This is a genomic window from Streptantibioticus parmotrematis, from assembly GCF_019890615.1.
Taxonomy (GTDB): Bacteria; Actinomycetota; Actinomycetes; order Streptomycetales; family Streptomycetaceae; genus Streptantibioticus_D; species Streptantibioticus_D parmotrematis.
Genome location: NZ_JAINVZ010000002.1, coordinates 501,556 through 522,337 on the forward strand (window position 1 = coordinate 501,556; position 20,782 = coordinate 522,337).

Below are 20,782 nucleotides of genomic sequence, written 5' to 3' on the forward strand. Positions count from 1 at the left end.
TCGGGACCAGCTCAGGCGCGGTCGATGTGGACATTGGTGGACTTCACGCGGGCGATGGCTTCCATGCCCACTTCGAAGCCCAGTTCCTCGACGGCCTCGCGGGTGAGGAGGGAGACGAGGCGATGCGGACCTGCTTGGATCTCCACCTGGGCGGCGACGTCCCCTAGCTTCACGGCGGTGATGATGCCGGGGAAGGCGTTGCGCACCGAGGTGTACGGCCCGTCCGTGTCCTCGACACCCGCCTCCTCGGCGAGCGTGACCGAGAAGGCGGCGAGGTCACGGCCGTCGATCAGCCGTTTGCCCGAGTCGTCCCGGTGGGTACGGATCCGGCCCGCGTCCGCCCACCGGCGGGCGGTGTCCGGGCTGACGCCGAGCAGACGTGCCGCCTGGCCGATGGTGTAGGACCGCATGGGCATGGACGTTAGAGCCGTCCCCCTCGCATCTGCAAGCAAGTTCGGTCGATGGGCCCGGCAGATGCGATGGCCGTTGTACGAACCTACGGACGTTCAGCGGTGGTTGTCGCGGCCCGGTCCGCCCGTCACAGCGCGCCCTTGCGTGTCAGATGGGTGAACGCCAGCCAGCCCGGCAGCACCGGCAGCCAGAAGGTGACCAGACGGAAGAGCAGCACCGCCGACAGCGCCTTGTCGCCCGGCATCCCCGCGATGGTCAGCGCACCGGACAGCGCCGCCTCGATCGCGCCGACACCGCCGGGCGACGGCACCGCGGAACCGGCCGCGTTCGCCACCAGGAACACCACCGCGACGCTCGCGAAGCTCATCGAGCTGAACCCGAACGACCTGATCGAGGCGTCCAGGCACGCCACGTTGACGACCGTCAGCAGGATCACGCCGCCCGCGCCGGTCGCCAGCTTCTTCGGCCGCTGGAGCATGTCCAGCATGCGCGGCACCACGCCCGCGAACAGCGAGCGCACCCGGGTGGAGACGAACTTGCGCAGCTGCGGCACCGCCGTGACCACCAGCACCAGCACCGCCGCCGTCAGCAGCCCCGCGATCACCGTGCGGGACGGCGACAACGAGGGCGCGTGCTGGGTGCCGGTCAGATAGCCGAAGGTGGCCAGCAGCAGGATGTGGCCGCCCAGCGACGCCAGCTGCGCCGCGCCGACACTGGCGACCGCCAGGCCCGGCCGGACCCCGTTGCGTTGCAGGAAGCGGGTGTTGAGCGCCACGCCGCCGACCGCCGCCGGTGCCACCAGCTTCACGAAGTTGCCCGCGACCTGCGCCATCATCGTGCGCCCGAACGGCACCTTCTCCGGCACGAAGCCCAGCAGGCTCATCGACGCCGGCACGTACGTCAGCGCGGACAGCGCCAGCGCCGCCAGCACCCACGCCCAGTTCGCCTGCCCGACCAGCTGGCTCCACTTCAGCTGCGCGAACTGCGACAGCAGGAAGTACGCGGCGATGGCACCGGCGATGAAACTGATCAGGGTGCGCGCCTTGAACCGCTCCAGGCGCACCGGCTGCACCGGCGCCTGCGGCCTGATCTGGAGCACCTGCTGCCGTATCTGCGACAGCAGGTCCTCCTCGCGGGCGGCCTCCATCGCGTCCTCCATGGCGCGCTTCTCGGCCTCCTTCTCCGCCTTGCGGTGCGCCTTGGCGGCCTTGCGGTCCTGCGTCGGGTCCGGCGGCTCCGCGGGCACCTTGAAACGCGCGGCCTCGATCACCGCGGCCCGCTCCCGCTCCGCGCGCTCCTTCGCCAGCTGCCGCAGCGTGCCCCGGGTCGAACGCGACAGCGCGATCGGCTGGAGCAGCGGCAGGCTGTCGGCCACCGCGTCCGGGCCCAGCACCCGCACCGCCGAGGCGACCGCCCGCCGCGGCCCCACCCGCAGCGCGAACGTCGTCATCAACTGCGCGATGTCCATGCGCAGCACCACGTCACCGGCCGCGATCTCACCGCCGCGCAGGTCGGTCACGTACAGCGTCCCGGCCGGGTCCACCAGCAGCGACTCGCCCACCAGCCTGCGGTGCGCGATCCGCCGCGACTGCAACGCCTTGACCTGCTCCCACGCGGCGTCCATCACCGCGTCGGTGATCTCCTCGTCGGCGAGGGTGTCCAGGGAGCGCCCGTCGATGTGCTCGTAGACCAGCATCACGGCGTCCGGGCCCAGCTCGGAGGTGGCGATCAGCTTCGGCGCGTGCGCCCCCGCGGAGATCGCCGCGTACGCCAGCAGCGCCTCCTGCTCCAGCGCCTGCCGCAGCGACTGGAGGCTGCGGCGCTCGTGCACCTCACGCAGTTGCAGGCGGCGCCAGACCCGGTAGAAGAAGCCGTGCGCCTGCTGCTCGCGGTCGACCACCGTGATGTCCAGCGGCGGGCCGTCCTCCAGCGTCACCAGGTAGCGCCGCCCCCGCTCCGACTCCGGGTCGGCGCTGTCGGCGACGCCCGAGTCGTCGAAGCGCTGCGCGGTCACCGGCGCGAACCCGACCCGGCGCAGCCCGGCCAGCAGCGTCCGCCCGGTCGGCCGCACGTTGGGCGAGCCGACGGTGTAGACCGTGCCGTACGCCACCGTCCAGCCGATCAGCACCGTGACGATGATCGAGAACGGTGTCGTGTAGCCGCCGACCAGCACCGCGAACGAGTCCAGCAGCAGCACCACCCACAGCGCCACCCGCCAGCGCGGCCGCCGCGCCATCCCGACCGCCGTCATGTACGCGATGACCGGCGCGAGATAGCCGTGCACGGGGTCGGTGATGCCGCCGCTGGGCGCGGTCTGGGTCAGCGCCTCGCGGATCGCGGCGGGCGCGGTGTCGGTGACCCACAGGTCACCGGCGAGCGAGATGCCGTGCGCCAGCACCGCGGCCAGCACGCCGTCGGCGACCCGCAGCCCGTCGCGTTTGATCAGCCGCTCGACGGCGAACGCGACGGGCACGATCAGCACGGCGACGCTGGCGGTGAACCCGGCGAAGCTGATCAGGAAGTCCGGGGCGTGGTTGGTGCCGCGCGCGATGTCCTGCTCCACGCCCGAGGTCGTGCCGTGCGCGAACCCGGCGATGGCCAGCACCACGCCGATGCCGAGGACGCCCATCAGGAAGCGCAGCAGGTCCACCGGCCGGTGCACGCGCGCGGCCAGCAGCGGCTCGTCACCGGACAACTCGTCCACGTGCTCGACGGGCAGCGGGTTGCCGACGGCCGTCGCGCCGGAGGGCGGGCGCGAGGAGTCGTCCGCACCGCTGCCGCCGTTGTCGCCGCTCTCGCCGTCGCCGCCGTTGCCGTCCTCGCGGCCGGATCCGTCGTCGTCGTCCGGGTCGTGGGTCACGGGGTCGGGGGAGTCGTCGTGGTCGTCACGGGCGTGGTCGTCGCGGTCGTCGTGGCCGCCGGTGTCGTCCCGGGCGTCGTCGTGGGCGCCGCTGTCGTCCCGGGCGCCGTCGTCATGGGCGCCGCTGTCGTCGTGGCCGCCCTCGTCGCCGTGGGCGTCGGCGGGGGCCGGTGCCGGGTCGTGGCCGTCCGCGTCGCGCGCCGGCTCGTCCGTCACGTCACCGTCGCCTTCGTCCGGGTGCGCGGGCAGCCCTGAACCGGCCCGGACCACCTCGGTGGAGTCCGCGCCCGCCCCTGGGGCCGTTGAGTTTTGATCTCGTATCACCAGTCACCGCCCGGAAGATGGTGGCACGGACGGGCCCCGGATGGGGGCATGAGGGTGCATTTCGAGGGAGCGGGCGCCGGATGGTATGCGCCGCGCGGCCTCCGTACGCGCGCCCGGGGGGACTGTCGGTGGCATGCGGCAGGATGGCCCGGGTGAGCGACGAGCACGTCCCCGAGGGGGAAGCCGGTGAGCTGCCCGCGTACGCGGAGCGGGTGCTCGACGTCGCCGAGGCGATCCCGCCCGGCAAGGTGATGACCTACGGCGACGTGGCCGAGTGGCTGGAAGAGGGCGGCCCGCGCCAGGTCGGCCGCGTCATGGCGCTGTACGGCGGCGGCGTGCCGTGGTGGCGGGTGGTGCGCGCCGACGGCCGCCCGCTGCCCGGGGCCGAGCGGAAGGCGCTGGCCCGATACCGCGAGGAGGGCACACCGCTGCGCGACGCGGCGCGGTCCGCCGGTGACCGCATACCCCGCCTGGACCTGGCGCGGGCCCGGTGGGACGGGACGCGCGGGTGAGTGCCCACGGCTGTTCACACCATCCAGCTTCCGCCATCCGGCGCCGGGACACCCGGTCCGCGGCCCGGACGGAGTAGCGGACGCCACGGCGCACGGAGGACCGCAGGGCGCGGCGAGGCGGCCACCGGCCCGCGCGGGGCGTGGCGTAGCGTCGGCACCCGGCCCGGCGGCCCCCGCCGCACCGCCGCCCGACCGCCCGTACGACCCCCGCGACCGCCCGCACGACCGCGCCGCCGACCCCGACCGCCCCCGCAACCGGAACCGCCGATCCACGTGACCTCCCCCTCCAGTCGTTCCCCTCGTGCCCGGCGCGCGCGCGTCCCGGCGCGCGGCTACCGGCTGGTCCACACCCCGCCGCGGGCGCCGGTGCTCCCTGATCTGGACGCCCGGCAGCGCGCCGTGGTTGACCACGGGGGCGGACCGCTCCTGGTGCTCGCCGGTCCCGGCACGGGGAAGACGACGACGCTGGTGGAGGCGGTGGCGGAACGGGTGCGCCGCGGCACCGATCCGGCACGCGTGCTGGTGCTCACCTTCAGCCGCAGGGCCGCCGGTGAACTGCGGGACCGCATCGCCGCCCGCCTCGACGGAAGCGGCGGCGCCGCGGGAGCGCCGACGGCGACGACCTTCCACTCGTACTGCTACGCCCTGGTCCGCGCCCACCAGGACCCGGAGCGCTTCTCCTACCCGCTGCGCCTGCTGTCGGGACCCGAACAGGACGTCGTCGTACGGGAACTGCTCGCCGGGCAGGCCGAGCTGGCGCGGGCCGGGCGGGCGGCCGTGCGCTGGCCGGACGACCTGCGCGCCTGCCTGACCACCCGCGGCTTCGCCGACGAGGTGCGGGCGGTGCTGGCGCGCACCCGGGAGCTGGGACTCGCGCCCGGGGAGCTGGAGGCGTTCGCGCGCCGTGCCGGACGCCCTGACTGGCAGGCCGCCGCCGGGTTCCTCGCCGAATACCTGGACGTGATGGACTGGCAGGGGGCCGTCGACTACACCGACCTCGTACACCGCGCGGTCCCCGCCGCCCGCGAACGCGCCGGGGACTACGACGCGGTCTTCGTCGACGAGTACCAGGACACCGACCCCGCGCAGGTCCGGCTGCTGGCCGCGCTCGCCTCGGGCGGCCGCACCCTGGTGGCGTTCGGCGACCCCGACCAGTCGATCTACGCCTTCCGCGGCGCCGACGTGGGCGGCATCCTCGACTTCCCCGACACGTTCCGCCGCGCCGACGGCCGCCCGGCACCGGTCGCCGTGCTGGGCGTCTCCCGCCGCTCCGGCGCCGGACTGCTGGCGGCGACCCGGCTGTTGTCCCGGCGGATGCCGCTGACCCGGCTGCCCGCCGACGCGGTCCGCGCCCACCGCGAACCGACCGCGGTGCGCGAGGGCGGCCGCGTCGAGGCGCTGACCTTCCCGACCGCGGGGGCCGAGACCGACGCCGTCGCCGACCTGCTGCGCCGCGCCCACCTGGAGGACGGACTGCCGTGGCGGGAGATGGCGGTGCTGGTGCGTTCGGGGGCGCGGTCGCTGCCCGTGCTGCGGCGCGCGCTGACCTCGGCCGGAGTGCCCGTCGAGATCGACGGTGACGACCTCCCGCTGCGCGACGAGCCCGCCGTCGCCCCGCTGCTGCTGGCGCTACGGGTCGCGGCGCGGGGGGCGCTGGACGGCGCCGCCACCAGCCCGGAGGCGGCCGAGGAAATGCAGGCCCCCGCGCCCGGCGCCGCCGCAAGCCCCGAGCCGGCCGGCGGCCCGCCCGCCTGGCTGCCCGTCGAGGACGCCCTGACCCTGCTGACCTCCCCCCTCGCCGGGCTCGACGCCACCGACCTGCGGGTACTCGGCCGCGCCCTGCGCGAGGAGGAACGCGCCGCCGGGCGGGCCGTGCCCAGGCCGTCCGACGTCCTGCTCGCCGAGGCGCTCGCCGAGCCGGAACGCCTGGCCGCCCACGACCCCCTCCACGCCAGAGGAGCCCAGCGCCTGGGCGACCTGCTGCGCCGCGCCCGCCGCATCCTCGCGCGCGGCGGCACCCCGCAGGAGGCGCTGTGGCTGCTGTGGGACGGCACGCCGTGGCCGGGCCGGCTGGAACGTGCCGCCCTGCGCGGCGGCGCGGCGGCCCGCAACGCCGACCGGGACCTGGACGCCGTCTGCGCGCTGTTCGAGACCGCCGCCCGCGCCGAGGAACGCACCGGCGGCCGTGGCGCCCTCAACCTGCTCGCGGAACTCGACGCCCAGGACATCGCCGCCGACGTGCTGACCCGCCGCGCCGTGCGGCCCGACGCGGTGCGCCTGATGACCGCGCACCGCAGCAAGGGCCTGGAATGGCCGCTGGTGGTCGTCGCGGGCGTGCAGGAAGGACTCTGGCCCGACCTGCGGCGGCGCGGCTCGCTGCTGGAGGCCGACCGCATCGGCCGCGACGGCCTGGCCGAACCCCTGCCGCCCGGCGCACTGCTCGCGGAGGAACGCAGGCTCTTCTACGTGGCCGCCACCCGCGCCCGCGACCGCCTCGTCGTCACCGCCGTCAAGGCCCCGGCGGCCGACGGCGACCAGCCCTCCCGTTTCCTGGCCGAACTCGGCGTCGAGCCGCGCGACGTCACCGTCCGCCCGCGCCGCCCGCTCGCCGTCGCCGCCCTCGTCGCCGAACTGCGCGCCACCACCGTCGACCCCGACGCGACCCCGGCGCTGCGGCACGCCGCCGCCGTACGGCTGGCCCGGCTCGCCGCGCTCACCGACGACGGCCACGCCCTCGTACCGGCCGCGCACCCGGACCGCTGGTGGGGCCTGGACGAGCCGACGCACACCGGCGCGCCGCTGCGCGACCCCGCGCAGCCGGTCGCGCTGTCGGCCAGCGCGCTGGACCAGCTCGTCAACACCTGCTCGTTGCAGTGGTTCCTGGGCCGGGAGGTGCGCGCGGACGACCCGTCGACCACCGCGCAGGGTTTCGGCAACGTGGTGCACGTCCTCGCCGACGAGGTCACGGCGGGACGCGCCCCGGCCCGCCTCGACGTGCTCATGGAACGCCTGGACTCGGTCTGGGACGCGCTCGCCTTCGAGGCGCCGTTCAAGTCCCGCCAGGAACGCGAGCAGGCCCGCGCCGCCCTGGAGCGCTTCCTGCGCTGGCACGTCATGGAACGCGGCCGCGAGCCCGTCGACTCCGAGCACCCGGTCGACGTCACCCTGCGGGCCGGGTCCTACGCGGTCCACGTGCGCGGCAGCGTCGACCGCCTGGAGCGCGACGAGGAAGGGCGGCTGTACGTCGTCGACTTCAAGACCGGCAAGAACGCCCCCACGGGCGCCGAGGTCGCCCGCCACCCCCAGCTCGCCGTCTACCAGCTCGCCGTCGCCGAGGAGACCGGCGCGGAGCCGGGCGGCGCCGAACTCGTCCAGCTGCGGCAGCCCGCCCCGAAGAAGGAGGGCGGCGAGGCGCTGCCCCGCGTCCAGGCCCAGCCTGCGGTCAGCGGCGGGGACGGCGACTGGGCGGCGGGCCTGCTCGCCGAGGCCGCCTCCCGCGTCCTGGAGGAACGCTTCGTCCCCAGCCCCGGCCAGCACTGCGGCCACTGCGCCTTCCACCGCACCTGCTCCGCCCGCCCGGAGGGCAGGCACGTCGTGGAGTGAGGCTGCCGCCTGCGCTCAGTCGCGCGGCCAGTCCGTGGTGTCGATCCGGATACCGGACCCGGGCAGCGTGAACACCTGGCCGAAGGCGTAGGTCAACACGTCGGAGTACGCGCCCTTCTTCGGCTGGAAGTTCACGTGCGTGAATCCGAGCTTGGGGTCGGCAAGCAGATAGACGGGGGCACCGGCTGAGGCGTACACCTCCAGCTTGGCCCCGTAGTCGTCCCGGCGGCTGCTCTGCGACACCACCTCGGCCACCAGTTCGATGTCCTGGTACCGGTAGCTTCCGTTCGGGAGCGCCTTGGCCTCAGGTGCCGCCAGCGCCAGGTCCGGCGCGAAGCCGTTGAGCGTCCCGGGGAAGTCGATGCGAACGTCCCAGAGGATGGGGGCCATGCGGCCACGCGCCTTCGCCAGGTCGTCCGCCAGCAACCGGATGATGGTCGCGTGCGTGGCCCGCTGCGGATTCAGGACGATCTCCCCCTCGATGATCTCCGCGCGGTAGTCCTCAGGGACGTTCATGGCCTCGATCAGCTCGAACATCTCGTCCAACGTGGTGGACACGGCGCCCTCCCAGGTCATTTCGGATCAGTCTAGAGGCGGCCGTGCCCCATCCGCTCGGGTTGTCCGAGGTGGCCGGTAGCCTCCCGGTGTGTCCTCGCGCCTCACCGATCCCGAGCAGCTGAAGGAACTGCTCGGGATCCCGTTCACCCCGGAGCAGCTGGCCTGCGTCACCGCGCCGCTCGCCCCGAACGTCATCGTGGCCGGAGCCGGATCCGGCAAGACCACGGTGATGGCCGCCCGGGTGGTCTGGCTGGTCGGCACCGGGCAGGTCGCCCCCGACCGGGTGCTGGGACTGACGTTCACCAACAAGGCCGCGGGCGAACTGTCCGAGCGCGTCCGCACCGCCCTCGCGCGCGCGGGCGTCACCGACCCCGACCCGGCCGACCCCGACACCGCCCCCGGCGACCCGCGCATCTCCACCTACCACGCCTTCGCCGGACAGCTCCTGACCGACCACGGCCTGCGCATCGGCCTGGAACCCGGCTCCCGGCTGCTCGCCGACGCCACCCGCTACCAGCTCGCCGCCCGCGTCCTGGCCGCCAGCCCCGGCCCCCACCCCGCCCTCACCCGTGGCCTGTCCGCCCTCACCGCCGACCTGCTCGCCCTCGACGCGGAACTCTCCGAGCACCTCACCGAGCCCGCCCGGCTGACCGCGTACGACGACGAACTCACCGCCCTGCTCGACACCCTCGACCCCGCGAAACGCGGCTACGCGTGGGTGCGCGACGTCGCCCCGGCCGTGCGCGCCCGCACCGAACTGGCCTCACTCGTCGCCGCCTACCGCGCCCAGAAGAAGAGCCGCGACCTGCTCGACTTCGGCGACCAGATCGCGCTGTCCGCCGCACTCGCCCGCCGCCATCCGCAGGTCGGGCGGGCGCTGCGCGAGGAGTTCGGCGTCGTGCTGCTGGACGAGTACCAGGACACCTCCGTCGCCCAACGGCTGCTGCTCGCTGCCCTCTTCGGCGACGGCACCGGCCACCCGGTCACCGCCGTCGGCGACCCCTGCCAGGCCATCTACGGCTGGCGCGGCGCCTCCGTCGCCAACCTCGACGACTTCCCCCGGCACTTCCCGCACCGCGACGGCACCCCCGCCGCCCGCCACTCGCTCAGCGAGAACCGGCGCAGCGGCGGCCGCCTGCTGGAGTTCGCCAACCGCCTCGCCGCCCCGCTGCGCGCCCGCCACGAAGGCGTCGAGGCGTTGCGACCCGCGCCCGGCGCCGAACATGACGGCACGGTGCGCTGCGCCCTGCTGCCCACCCAGGCCGACGAGACCGCCTGGGCCGCCGACTCCGTGCGCCACCTCGTCGCCACCGGCACCCCGCCCGGCGAGATCGCGGTGCTGTGCCGCACCGCGGGGCACTTCGCCGACCTGCACGCCGCACTGGTGGAACGCGACGTGCCCGTCGAGGTCGTCGGCCTGTCCGGGCTGCTGCACCTGCCGGAGATCGCCGACCTCGTCGCCACCTGCGAGGTCCTGCACGACCCCACCGCCAACTCCGCCCTCGTCCGCCTGCTGACCGGCCCCCGCTGGCGCATCGGCCCCCGCGACCTGGCGCTGCTCGGCCGCCGCGCCCGCCTGCTGGTCCGGCACGCCCGCGGCGACGACGGCGGCGACCCGCTGGCCAGGGCCGTCGAGGGCACCGACCCCGCCGAGGTCGTCTCGCTCGCCGACGCCCTGGAGACCTTCCTCGACGCCGCCTCCCACCCCGGCGACGCACTGCCGTTCTCCACCGCCGCCCGCGCCCGCTTCGCCCGCCTCGCCGCCGAACTGCGCGACCTGCGCCGCGCGCTCGCCGACCCGCTGATGGACGTGCTGCACCGGGTGCTCGCCGTCACCGGCCTGGAGGTCGAGCTGTCCGCCTCCCCGCACGCGCTCGCCGCCCGCCGCCGCGAGACACTGCGCGCCTTCCTCGACGTCGCCGCGGGCTTCGCCTCCCTCGACGGCGACGCCACCCTGCGCGCCTTCCTCGCCTTCCTGCGCACCGCCGTCCAGTACGAGAAGGGCCTCGACGGCTCCCTGCCCGGCGGCGAGAACACTGTCAAGGTGCTCACCGCCCACAAGGCCAAGGGCCTGGAGTGGGACGTCGTCGTGGTGCCGGGACTGGTCCGCGACGCGTTCCCCTCCGCCAAGGCCCGCGAGCTGTGGCCGGTCAGCCCCCAGGTGCTGCCGCACGCCCTGCGCGGCGACGCGGCCACCCTGCCCGACGTCACCGACTGGACCAAACAGGGCCTCGACGCGTTTCGCGTCGCGATGCGCGAGCACAACGCCACCGAGGAACTGCGCCTGGGCTACGTCACGTTCACCCGCCCGCGCTCCCTGCTGCTGGCCAGCGGCCACTGGTGGGGGCCCACCCAGAAGAAGAAGCGCGGCCCCTCGGACTTCCTGCTGGCGCTGCGCGAGCACTGCGAGGCGGGCCCCGGCTTCGGCGAGATCGAGGCGTGGGCCGACGAACCGGCCGACGACGCGACGAACCCGTCGCTGGACGCCGCCCCCGACCACACCTGGCCGCTGCCGCTCGACCCCGCCGCGCTGGACCGCCGCCGGGAGGCGGCCCGGACGGTGCGGGGGCTGCTGGAGGAGTGGTCGGCGACGTCCGGCCCGCGCGAGTCCGCCGGCCGGGCCGAGGACTTCGTGGACCCCGACTGGCCGCCGCCGGAGGAGCCGGAGGAGCCCGACTGGGGTGAGCCGAAGCCGGACCTGGGCGGCGGGCCGGAGTGGGACGAGGCCGCCTGGGAGGACGAAGCCGGGGAGGACGGCGGCTGGGAGGAGTGGTCCACCGAGCGGCCCCGCGTGCCCGCCGCCCGCCCGGAGGCCGACCCCGTCACGCACGGCCCCGTCGCGCACGGCCCCGTACCGGAGCCCGCGCCGCGGCCCGAAACCGCACCGGCACTCACCCCTCACGAGCCCGCGCCGCAGCCGTCGGCGGCGCTGCTGCCCGAGGAAGCCCGTGCCGTCGACTCCTGGGACCGGGACCTCGACGCGCTCGCCGCCGAACTGCGCGCGGCCCGCCGCACCGGCCGCGAGGTACCCGTACCGGCGTCGCTCACCGCCTCGCAGCTGCTGCGGATGGCGGAGGACCCCGACGCGTTCGCCCACGAGCTGGCCCGGCCCATGCCGCGCGAGCCGCGGCCCGGCGCCCGGCGCGGCACCCGCTTCCACGCCTGGCTGGAGTCGCGCTTCGAGGAGCTGCCGCTGATCGGCCTGGACGAACTGCCCGGCATGGAACCGGAACCGGACGCCGAGATCGCCGACGAACGCGATCTGGAAGCCCTCAAGGAGGCGTTCGCCCGCACGCCCTACGCGGAGCGCACCCCGCACGCCGTCGAGTTCCCGTTCCAGATGACGCTGGCCGGACGCCTGGTGCGCGGCCGGATCGACGCGGTCTACGCCGAGCCGGACGGCGGTTTCGAGATCGTCGACTGGAAGACCGGCCGCACCGCCGACGCCGACCCCCTCCAGCTCGCCGTCTACCGGCTGGCCTGGGCGGAACGGCACGGGCTGCCCCCGCAGCGGGTCCGCGCCGCGTTCGTCTTCATCCGCACCGGCCGGATCGTGCGCCCGGACGACCTGCCGGACCGCGCCGCGCTGGAGCGGCTGATGCGCGGCGAGGACGCCCGCGACGACGCCGACGACGCCGACGAGGCCGCCGCGGTACGCCCGGACGACCCGTTCGCGGCGGTCCTCGACGAGGCACCCTGACCGCCCGCGGCGACCGCCCCCGGCCCACCGGCGGTCACACCCGGATAGGCTCGGGGCATGAGTAGCACCCCGGACAACGGCGTCCGCGCGTACATCGACACCCACCGCGACGCGTTCCTCGACGACCTCGCCGCCTGGCTGCGGATCCCCTCGGTCTCCGCCGACCCCGGGCGCGCAGGCGACGTGACCCGCAGCGCCGAGTGGCTCGCCGCCGAGCTGAGCGCCACCGGCTTCCCCGTCGTCGAGGTCTGGCCGACCCCCGGCCTGCCCGCGGTCTACGCCGAGTGGCCGTCCGGCGACCCGGACGCGCCCACCGTCCTGGTCTACGGCCACCACGACGTGCAGCCCGCCGCCCGCGAGGACGGCTGGGACTCCGACCCGTTCGAACCGGTGATCCGGGGCGGCCGGATGTACGCGCGCGGCGCCGCCGACGACAAGGGACAGGTCTTCTTCCACACCCTCGGGGTCCGCGCGCACCTCGCCGCCACCGGCCGCACCGCGCCCGCCGTCAACCTCAAGCTGATCGTCGAGGGCGAGGAGGAGTCCGGCTCCCCGCACTTCGCCGCCCTGCTGCGCGACCGCGCCGACCGGCTCGCCTGCGACACCGCGATCGTCTCCGACACCGGCATGTGGGCGAAGGACACCCCGACCGTGTGCACCGGCATGCGCGGCCTCGCCGACTGCCAGGTCGACCTGTACGGGCCCGACCAGGACATCCACTCCGGCTCGTTCGGCGGCGCGGTCCCCAACCCCGCCACCGAGGCCGCCCGGCTCGCCGCCGCCCTGCACGACGAGGACCGGCGCGTCGCCGTCCCCGGGTTCTACGACGGCGTCACCGAGCTGACCGACCGCGAACGCGAACTGTTCGCCGCCCTGCCCTTCGACGAGGCGGGCTGGCTGCGCACCGCGAAGTCCCACGCCGCCCTCGGCGAGACCGGCCACACCACCCTGGAACGGATCTGGGCCCGCCCGACCGCCGAGGTCAACGGCATCCACGGCGGCTACGGCGGCCCCGGCGGCAAGACCATCGTGCCCGCCACCGCGCAGCTGAAGCTGTCGTTCCGGCTGGTCGCCGGGCAGGACACCGGCAAGGTGCAGCAGGCCGTACGCGACTGGATCGCCGCCCGGCTGCCCGCCGGCATCCGCCACGAGGTCACCTTCTGGGGCGCCACCCGCCCCTGCCTGACGCCGCTCGACCACCCCGCGCTGACCGCGCTCACCCGCGCGATGGGGCGGGCCTTCGAACGCGAGGTGCTCTTCACTCGTGAGGGTGGCTCGGGTCCGGCCGCGGACCTCCAGGACGTGCTGGGCGTGCCCGTGCTCTTCCTGGGAATCTCCGTACCGTCCGACGGCTGGCACTCGGTGAACGAGAAGGTCGAGCTGGATCTGCTCCTCAAGGGCGTGGAGACCGCCGCGTACCTGTGGAGCGACCTGGCGGAGAATTGGCGGCGGTGAGCGCGACGCCGTGAACCGAAGGCGGCGCCGCGCCCGTCGCGGGCGCCGCGAGGAGACCGCGGCGCCGCCCGGCGCCACGCGTGACGCCGTACGGCACGACGCCGTACCGCGTCCCGGAACGTCCACGTTTCAAGGGGAGTTGGAAGCAGCCTTGTCCGTAGCACAAGCACCCCTGCCCATGCGGCCCCTGGCCCTCACCCGCCCGGGTGTCGACCGCGCCGCCCACCACCGGCTGGACGAGGCGTGGCTGGCGGCCGCCTGGAGCCACCCGTCCACCCGCGTCCTGGTGGTATCCGGCGGCCAGGTCCTCGTCGAGGACACCGCCGACGGGCGCACCGAACTCGTCCTCGTCCCCTCCTTCGACGCCCCCGTCAGCGAGAACCACCGCTACTTCCTGGGCACCGACGAGAAGGGCACGCACTACTTCGCCCTCCAGAAGGACACCCTGCCCGGCCGCATGGACGACGCCGCCAGGCCCGCCGGACTGCGCGAGGTCGGCGGCCTGCTGTCGGAACGCGACGCGGGACTGATGGTGCACGCCGTCGCGCTGGAGAACTGGCAGCGCATGCACCGCTTCTGCTCCCGCTGCGGCGAACGCACCGTCATCGCCGCCGCCGGGCACGTACGCCGCTGCCCGGCCTGCGGCGCCGAGCACTACCCGCGCACCGACCCGGCCGTCATCATGCTCGTCACCGACGACCAGGACCGCTGCCTGCTCGGCCACCAGCTGCACTGGCCGCAGGGCCGCTTCTCCACCCTCGCCGGATTCGTCGAGCCGGGGGAGCCCATCGAGCAGGCCGTGGTGCGCGAGGTGGCCGAGGAGACCGGCGTGACGGTCGGCGAGGTCTCCTACGTCGCCAGCCAGCCCTGGCCGTTCCCCTCCAGCCTGATGCTGGGCTTCATGGCCCGCGCCACCAGCTCCGAGATCACGGTGGACGGCGAGGAGATCCACGAGGCCCGCTGGTTCTCCCGCGACGACCTGCGCCAGGGCATCGAGTCCGGCGAGATCCTGCCGCCGAGCGGCATCTCGATCGCGGCCCGCCTGATCGAGCTGTGGTTCGGCGAGCCGCTTCCGACGGGCGGCGCGCAGCGGAACGCGTAACGGCTTACGCATGCCCGCGCCCCGTCTCCCAGCCCACCGCTGGGAGACGGGGCGCGGGCGTCCGCCTTGGGGCCTCAGACCGCGAGGGCCTGCTTGACCTGGGCCAGGCTCGGGTTCGTCATCACGACGTCCTCGCCGCCGCCGGCCGGGACGACCAGGACGGTGGGCACCGTCTGGTTGCCGCCGTTGGCCTTCTCCACGAACGCCGCCGACTCCGGGTCCTGCTCGATGTTGATCTCGGTGTACGCGATCCCCTCGCGCTCCAGCTGGCTCTTCAGCCGCCGGCAGTAGCCGCACCACGTGGTGCTGTACATCGTCACGGTGCCCTGCATCGGTCCTCGATCTCCCTCGGCGGTCGGTGGTGCGCGGCCCGGGTGGCGCGCGGTGCGCGGTCACGCGCCGTTCGCGTGGCACCCGATTCTGCAACGCTCAACGACCGCCGTCGATTCCCGGGCGCCCCGCCGTCCACAGGCGCCGGTACGACTGCCGGTGTTCGTACGACCATCGCACACCACCTGTGGACAACTTTCCCGACCGTTCCGGCGGACCTGGCAGCATGGCGGGGTGACTGCACCAACGGAAGCCTCCCTGTTCGCACCCGTCCCGGACTCCCCGGACGCGGTGCTCGACGGGCTCGACCCGGAGCAGCGCGCCGTCGCCACCGCGCTGCACGGGCCGGTGTGCGTGCTGGCCGGTGCCGGAACGGGCAAGACCCGCGCCATCACGCACCGCATCGCCTACGGGGTGCGCGCCGGGATACTCCAGCCCGGCAGCGTGCTGGCGGTCACCTTCACCGCGCGCGCCGCGGGCGAGATGCGCGGCAGGCTCCGGCAGCTGGGCGCCGCCGGGGTGCAGGCCCGCACGTTCCACTCCGCCGCCCTGCGCCAGCTCCAGTACTTCTGGCCCCGCGTCGTCGGCGGGCCGCTGCCCCGGCTGGTCGAACGCAAGGCCCAGCTGGTCGCGGAGGCCGCCACACGCGGCGGCCTGCGCCTGGACCGCGGCGAGCTGCGCGACGTCACCGGCGAGATCGAATGGGCCAAGGTCACCCAGACCGTCCCCGAGGACTACGCGGCCGCCGCCGCCCGGGCCGGCCGCGAGACCCCCCGCGACCCCGCCGAGACCGCCCGCCTCTACACCACCTACGAGCAGCTCAAGCGCGACCGCGGCGTGATCGACTTCGAGGACGTGCTGCTGCTGACCGTCGGCGTGCTGCACGAGCGGCCCGACGTCGCCGACCAGGTCCGCTCCCAGTACCAGCACTTCGTCGTCGACGAGTACCAGGACGTCAGCCCCCTCCAGCAGCGCCTGCTCGACCTGTGGCTCGGCGACCGCGACACCCTGTGCGTCGTCGGCGACGCGGGCCAGACCATCTACTCCTTCACCGGGGCCACCCCCGAGTACCTGCTCGGCTTCCGCGGCCGCTACCCCGGTGCCACCGTCGTGAAGCTGGTGCGCGACTACCGCTCCACCCCGCAGGTCGTCCACCTCGCCAACGGCGTGCTGGCCCAGGCCCGCGGCCAGGCCGCCGCCCACCGCCTGGAACTGGTCTCCCAGCGCCCGCCCGGCCCCGACCCCTCCTGCACCGAGTACGCCGACGAGCCCGCCGAGGCCGAGGGCACCGCCCGCCACGTGCGCCGCCTGATCGACTCCGGCGTGCGCCCCAGCGAGATCGCCGTCCTCTACCGCGTCAACGCCCAGTCCGAGGTCTACGAGCAGGCCCTCGCCGACGCGGGCGTGCCCTACCAACTGCGCGGCGCCGAACGGTTCTTCGAACGCGTCGAGGTCCGCGAGGCCGGAGCCGCCCTGCGTGGCGCGGCCCGCTTCGGCGCCAACGACACCCTGCTGGACGGCGCCGTCGACCTGCCCTCCCAGGTGCGCGCCGTGCTGTCCACCAAGAACTGGACCCCGCAGCCCCCCGCCGGATCCGGCGCCGCGCGCGACCGCTGGGAGTCGCTGGCCGCGCTGGTGCGGCTGGCCGAAGACTTCGCCGCCGTCCGCCCCGACGCCTCCCTCGCCGACCTGGTGGCCGAACTCGACGAGCGCGCCGCCGCCCAGCACGCCCCCACCGTCGAAGGCGTCACCCTCGCCTCCCTGCACGCCGCCAAGGGCCTGGAATGGGACGCGGTCTTCCTCGTCGGCCTCACCGAGGGCACGCTGCCGATCACCTACGCGAAGACCGAGGCGCAGATCGAGGAGGAACGACGCCTGCTCTACGTGGGCGTCACCCGGGCCCGCTCCCACCTGTCTCTGTCATGGGCGCTGTCGCGTTCCCCCGGCGGATACGGCGGCCGCCGCCCCACCCGCTTCCTCACCGGCCTGCGCGGCGGACCCGGCGCCCGCCACGCCGCGCCGGGCCCGTTCGGCGCCGCCGGCTCGGTGACCGGTCCCGACCTCGCCGGCTCTGGGCGCACGGGACGCGGCGGCGCGGATGACGGCGTGGGCGGCGCGGGGGGCGGCGGGGAGCGCGTGCCGGGGGCGCGTCGGCGCGGGCCGGTGCGTTGCCGGGTGTGCGGGCGCACGCTGTCGGAGGCCGGCGAGATCAAACTGATGCGCTGCGAGGACTGCCCCAGCGACCTCGACGAGGGCCTCCACGAGCGGCTGCACGACTGGCGCCGGGCCCGCGCGAGCGACCTCGGCCAGCCCGCGTTCTGCGTCTTCACCGACAAGACACTGCTGGCCATCGCCGAGGCGCGGCCCGAGGACGAGCAGGACCTGGCCCGTATCGCGGGCGTCGGCGCACGCAAGCTGCGCAGCTTCGGGGCGGACGTCCTGGCCCTGTGCGCGGGCCGCGAACTCGCGCCGCAGGACGCTCCCGAAGGCGCCCTCGAAGCCGCCGTCGAAGAACCCGGGGAACCGAAACTGTCCGGAACCCCGGATTCCATCGAAAGCCCTGTTGCCCCCGTTACGGATTCGTCGAATAAATAGTTTGCGCGCGTCGATGGAATCCTCATAGCCTGCGTGAGCACGGTCGCTCACGGCCCTTCCGGGGGCTGAGGAAGCCGTGATGTACTGGTCCGGGCACGTCCCGAACCACCCGCAGGACCCTGTCCCCATAAGCCGCGAGACGCCGAGAGGAGGCGAGAGAAATGATCAGCATCACCGAGATCACCAAACTGACCGGTCGCCCGGCCACCGACTCCCGCCTGTCCGGCGGCTCGTCGCTGTCCCTCGCCTGCGCTCTGCGCGGCACCGGTCTGTCCGGCGCCGGCTTCTTCGGCGGCGGCCGTCTTGTCGGCGGTGCCGGCGAGCGACCGGTCCAGGCACCGGCGGCGGAAGCGGCAGCACTGGCCCTCGGCTATGTGCCCGCGGCCGACGGTGCCGGATTCCCGCAGCAGGACTGGGACAGCGCCGCCAATGGCGACACGAACGCAGTGACGAAGCACCACCGCAAGATGCGGGCCTTCCGCGGGCTCGAACCCTGGAGAGATCCAGCCTGATCCACCATCAGGTCGGCACCTTCAGGGCCGCGGAACCCGTGAACCGGGATCCGCGGCCCTTCTGTTTGTGCAGGTGAAACAGGTGAAGGGGCCTCGGAACACACCGACCCGGTACCGACCCAGCCCGGCCCACCGGCCGGACCGACAGACGAGGAAGACACCAGACCGTGCATTCCACCCCGCCCTCCCCGTCAGTACCGCCTTCCGAAACGATCTCCCAGCCCGCCGTGCCCCCGGAGGCCCCCTTGCTCCCCCTGACCGAGCTCGACGACGAGATCGAGCGCCTCGGCGTCCCCGTCCCCTGTCGCTCCTACGACCCCGAGGTGTTCTTCGCCGAGACCCCGGCCGACGTCGAGTACGCCAAGTCCCTGTGCCAGACCTGCCCGGTCCGCGAGGCCTGCCTCGCCGGGGCCAAGGGCCGCCGTGAGCCCTGGGGCGTGTGGGGCGGTGAGCTGTTCGTGCAGGGCGTCGTGGTGCCCCGCAAGCGGCCGCGTGGCCGTCCGCGCAAGAACGAGGTCGTGGCATGAGGCTCCGCGCCGCCACCGGAACGATCGACAACCCGATGACGCACAACCCGCAGAAGCAGGCCCCGATGACCCCGTCCGCCTTCGAGACCACCCACCACGCCGCCGCCGCGGCGACCCGCCAGAACAGGACCCGTGAGATGCAACTCTTCCCAGAAGCCCTGGCCCGCGCCCATGTGCAGGAACGGCTCTACGAGGCCGAGTCCGAACGCGCCGCCCGCCGGGTGCTCACCGCTCGCCGCCTCCAGCGACGGGCCGAGCGCGCTTCGCTCAAGGCCCGCCGGGCGCTCGCCCTCGTCGTCATGCAGTAACGCGCGCGGAGACGACGCACGTGCGGGGTGACGGCAGCCGCCGTCACCACGTAACGATCGCATAACGCCTCGGCTCCCCGCAGGAGCCACCACCCCGGGGCCGGTCCCGCACAGGACCGGCCCTGCGGTGCGTTGTGTCCCGATCCGCCCGGCGTACGGAGGTATCGTCTCCAGGTGGATCAGAAGACTCGCAACCCCGCTTCTGAAGACCGTCCCGCCGAGCCGGACGCCGCGCCGCCCACGGTCTGCGCGCGCTGCGGCACCGTGAGCGAGCGAACACCGGTCACCTGGACCTGCTCCGTCGAAGGCGGCGTCCGCCGCTACTTCTGCGACGACTGCGCCCGCGCCCACCTGCGCAGCATCGAAGGCCGCCTCGACTCCGCGTGGTGGTAGCCGCCGCCCCTCACCCCTCGGGGTCGTCCGCCGCGAACCCCGGCAGCCAGTCGAGCAGTTCGTCCCGCAACCGCACCGCGGCGTCCAGCTGACACAGCACGCCGATCGTGCTCAGCGTCACCCGGTGGATCAGCAGGTACGACGGCGGCAGGTTCAGCTGCTTGCCCAGCTGATACGCGGGCGAGCGCGGATCGGCCACCCGCGCCGCCTGATTGCGCATCCAGCCGCGCCCGAAGGTGAACTCCTCCACCCCCGCCGGCTCGATGATCGGCAGCAGGTAGTCCAGCACCGCGTCCGGGTCGAGCGTGATCGTCGGCCTGACGAACCCCTCCTCCCGCAGGATCGCCAGCACCCCCTCGGCGTCACCGTCCAGCGCCAGCCGCAACGACGTCCCGATCGGCAACGGCAACCCCTCCGGCAACCGGTCCACCGTCCCGAAGTCCAGCACCCCCAGCCGCCAGCCGTCCGCCGGACCGTCGTCCACCAGCAGCCGGAAGTTCCCCGGATGCGGATCGGCGTGCAGCAACCCGGTGCGCGCCGGACCCGCGAACAGGAAGTGCGCCAGCAACTGCCCCGCCCGGTCCCGCTCCGACTTCGTGCCTTCCGCGATCACCTCCGCCAGCGGCACCCCGTCCATCCACTCCGTCACCAGAACCTGCTCGGCCTGGTGCACCACGTCCGGCACCACCACGTCCGGATCCTGCGCGAACTCCACCGCGTGCGCGTGCTGCGCCTGCGCCTCCAGCGCGTAGTCCAGCTCCTCCGAGACCCGCTCCCGCAGCTCCGTGATCAGCGGCTTGATGTCCATCCCCGGGATCAACGGCCCGAACAACCGCGCCACCCGGCCCAGTTGGGACAGATCCGACAGCAACGCCGCGCCCGCCCCCGGATACTGCACCTTGACCGCCACCACCCGGCCGTCGTGCCACACCGCCCGGTGCACCTGCCCGATCGACGCCGCCGCCGCGGGCTGCTCGTCGAACTCCTCGAACAACTCCCGCCAGTCCTCGCCCAGCGCCTTCGCCAGCACCTCGTGCACCGTGCGCGCGGGCATCGGCGGCGCCGCTTCCTGCAACTTCGTCAACGCCGCCCGGTACGGCCCGGCGACCTCCTCCGGCAGCGCCGCCTCGAAGACGGACAGCGCCTGCCCGAACTTCATCGCCCCGCCCTTGAGCTCCCCGAGCACCTTGAACAACTGCTCGGCGGTGCGCTGCTGCAACTCGCTCGCCACGACGTCCGCCGGACGCCCCCCGATCCGCTTGCCGAGCCCCAGCGTGGCCCGGCCCGCGAAGCCGAGGGGCAGCGCCGCGAGCTTGGCGGTCCGGGTCACTGCCTTGCGAGGAAGATCCGACATGCGCCCCTCTTTCGTCACACCCGTGCCGCCCGCCTCGGCGCGGGGTGGTCACCCGGCCATTGTCGCGCGCCCCGTCCTCCGCCCCGCACCGCACCCGCAATCCGGATGCGGCGGGGCGGGGGAGCGGACGGGGGCGAGATCGGCGAGGGAGAGGGAGAGGCGAGCGCCGACGCTCGCGATCCCCACCGGGGGGCTCCCCGCCCCCTCCCCCTCCTCCCCCCCCCCCCCCCGCCGATCC

The 20,782-nt window shown here is 74.4% G+C and carries 15 protein-coding genes; 10 read left to right on the top strand and 5 right to left on the bottom strand.

Going from position 1 to position 20,782, the window contains the following annotated elements; genetic code table 11:
* Positions 1-11: 11 nt before the first annotated feature.
* Entirely contained in the window at positions 12-410 is a 399-nt protein-coding gene (locus K7472_RS05055) for a TOBE domain-containing protein (RefSeq protein WP_222974274.1), read from the bottom strand.
* A gap of 128 nt (positions 411-538) precedes the next feature.
* Entirely contained in the window at positions 539-3,487 is a 2,949-nt protein-coding gene (locus K7472_RS05060) for a lysylphosphatidylglycerol synthase domain-containing protein (protein WP_372457913.1), read from the bottom strand.
* A 251-nt stretch (positions 3,488-3,738) separates the two neighbouring features.
* Here K7472_RS05060 and K7472_RS05065 point away from each other — a divergent pair, with 251 nt between their 5' ends.
* Both K7472_RS05065 and K7472_RS05070 read left to right on the top strand, forming a co-directional pair.
* Entirely contained in the window at positions 3,739-4,107 is a 369-nt protein-coding gene (locus tag K7472_RS05065) for an MGMT family protein (protein ID WP_289678870.1), read from the top strand.
* Positions 4,108-4,380: 273 nt separating this feature from the next.
* Positions 4,381-7,710 carry an ATP-dependent helicase gene (locus K7472_RS05070; RefSeq protein ID WP_222974279.1) on the top strand — a complete coding sequence of 1,110 codons (3,330 nt, stop codon included), beginning with the start codon at positions 4,381-4,383 and terminating at the stop codon, positions 7,708-7,710.
* A gap of 15 nt (positions 7,711-7,725) precedes the next feature.
* On the opposite strand, the gene K7472_RS05075 is transcribed toward K7472_RS05070, so the two are convergent.
* Positions 7,726-8,286 carry a Uma2 family endonuclease gene (locus K7472_RS05075; RefSeq protein ID WP_222974281.1) on the bottom strand — a complete coding sequence of 187 codons (561 nt, stop codon included), beginning with the start codon at positions 8,284-8,286 and terminating at the stop codon, positions 7,726-7,728.
* A gap of 70 nt (positions 8,287-8,356) precedes the next feature.
* Between K7472_RS05075 and K7472_RS05080 the strand changes: the two genes are divergently transcribed.
* From K7472_RS05080 to nudC, 3 genes are all read left to right on the top strand, one after another.
* Positions 8,357-11,968, top strand: coding sequence for an ATP-dependent helicase (locus K7472_RS05080; protein ID WP_222974283.1), 3,612 nt, complete (start codon positions 8,357-8,359; stop codon positions 11,966-11,968).
* A 57-nt stretch (positions 11,969-12,025) separates the two neighbouring features.
* On the top strand, positions 12,026-13,423 hold the full coding sequence (locus K7472_RS05085; RefSeq protein ID WP_222974285.1) for a dipeptidase: 1,398 nt from the start codon (positions 12,026-12,028) through the stop codon (positions 13,421-13,423).
* Between the two features lie 178 nt (positions 13,424-13,601).
* Positions 13,602-14,525, top strand: a complete 924-nt coding sequence (nudC, locus tag K7472_RS05090; RefSeq protein ID WP_222974407.1) for an NAD(+) diphosphatase — start codon at positions 13,602-13,604, stop codon at positions 14,523-14,525.
* Between the two features lie 74 nt (positions 14,526-14,599).
* On the opposite strand, the gene K7472_RS05095 is transcribed toward nudC, so the two are convergent.
* On the bottom strand, positions 14,600-14,857 hold the full coding sequence (locus K7472_RS05095) for a mycoredoxin (protein ID WP_222974287.1): 258 nt from the start codon (positions 14,855-14,857) through the stop codon (positions 14,600-14,602).
* Positions 14,858-15,089: 232 nt separating this feature from the next.
* Here K7472_RS05095 and K7472_RS05100 point away from each other — a divergent pair, with 232 nt between their 5' ends.
* The 5 genes from K7472_RS05100 (at position 15,090) to K7472_RS05120 (ending at position 19,190) form a co-directional block, all read left to right on the top strand.
* Positions 15,090-17,450, top strand: coding sequence for an ATP-dependent DNA helicase UvrD2 (locus K7472_RS05100; protein WP_222974289.1), 2,361 nt, complete (start codon positions 15,090-15,092; stop codon positions 17,448-17,450).
* Positions 17,451-17,611: 161 nt separating this feature from the next.
* Positions 17,612-17,962 carry a hypothetical protein gene (locus K7472_RS05105; protein WP_222974292.1) on the top strand — a complete coding sequence of 117 codons (351 nt, stop codon included), beginning with the start codon at positions 17,612-17,614 and terminating at the stop codon, positions 17,960-17,962.
* Positions 17,963-18,129: 167 nt separating this feature from the next.
* Positions 18,130-18,489: a WhiB family transcriptional regulator gene (locus K7472_RS05110; protein WP_222974293.1), complete on the top strand. Its 360-nt coding sequence runs from the start codon at positions 18,130-18,132 to the stop codon at positions 18,487-18,489.
* Complete coding sequence (locus tag K7472_RS05115) at positions 18,486-18,797, top strand: putative WhiB-interacting protein (protein WP_222974295.1); 312 nt, start codon at positions 18,486-18,488, stop codon at positions 18,795-18,797. Before K7472_RS05110 ends, K7472_RS05115 begins: the two co-directional genes overlap by 4 nt.
* A 174-nt stretch (positions 18,798-18,971) precedes the next feature.
* The gene (locus tag K7472_RS05120; protein ID WP_222974297.1) at positions 18,972-19,190 is read left to right on the top strand and encodes a hypothetical protein; all 219 of its coding nucleotides are present in this window, start codon (positions 18,972-18,974) and stop codon (positions 19,188-19,190) included.
* Positions 19,191-19,200: 10 nt separating this feature from the next.
* On the opposite strand, the gene K7472_RS05125 is transcribed toward K7472_RS05120, so the two are convergent.
* Positions 19,201-20,544 (bottom strand): ABC1 kinase family protein, encoded by a 1,344-nt coding sequence (locus K7472_RS05125; RefSeq protein WP_222974299.1) that lies wholly within the window; start codon positions 20,542-20,544, stop codon positions 19,201-19,203.
* Positions 20,545-20,782 lie beyond the last annotated feature (238 nt).

Coding starts and splice junctions, on each gene's coding strand:
- K7472_RS05125 (WP_222974299.1), bottom strand. CDS start 20,544: ATGTCGGATCTTCCTCGCAAGGCAGTGACCCGGACCGCCAAGCTCGCG.
- K7472_RS05095 (WP_222974287.1), bottom strand. CDS start 14,857: ATGCAGGGCACCGTGACGATGTACAGCACCACGTGGTGCGGCTACTGC.
- nudC (WP_222974407.1), top strand. CDS start 13,602: ATGCGGCCCCTGGCCCTCACCCGCCCGGGTGTCGACCGCGCCGCCCAC.
- K7472_RS05115 (WP_222974295.1), top strand. CDS start 18,486: ATGAGGCTCCGCGCCGCCACCGGAACGATCGACAACCCGATGACGCAC.
- K7472_RS05055 (WP_222974274.1), bottom strand. CDS start 410: ATGCGGTCCTACACCATCGGCCAGGCGGCACGTCTGCTCGGCGTCAGC.
- K7472_RS05085 (WP_222974285.1), top strand. CDS start 12,026: ATGAGTAGCACCCCGGACAACGGCGTCCGCGCGTACATCGACACCCAC.
- K7472_RS05105 (WP_222974292.1), top strand. CDS start 17,612: ATGATCAGCATCACCGAGATCACCAAACTGACCGGTCGCCCGGCCACC.
- K7472_RS05075 (WP_222974281.1), bottom strand. CDS start 8,286: ATGACCTGGGAGGGCGCCGTGTCCACCACGTTGGACGAGATGTTCGAG.
- K7472_RS05065 (WP_289678870.1), top strand. CDS start 3,739: ATGGCCCGGGTGAGCGACGAGCACGTCCCCGAGGGGGAAGCCGGTGAG.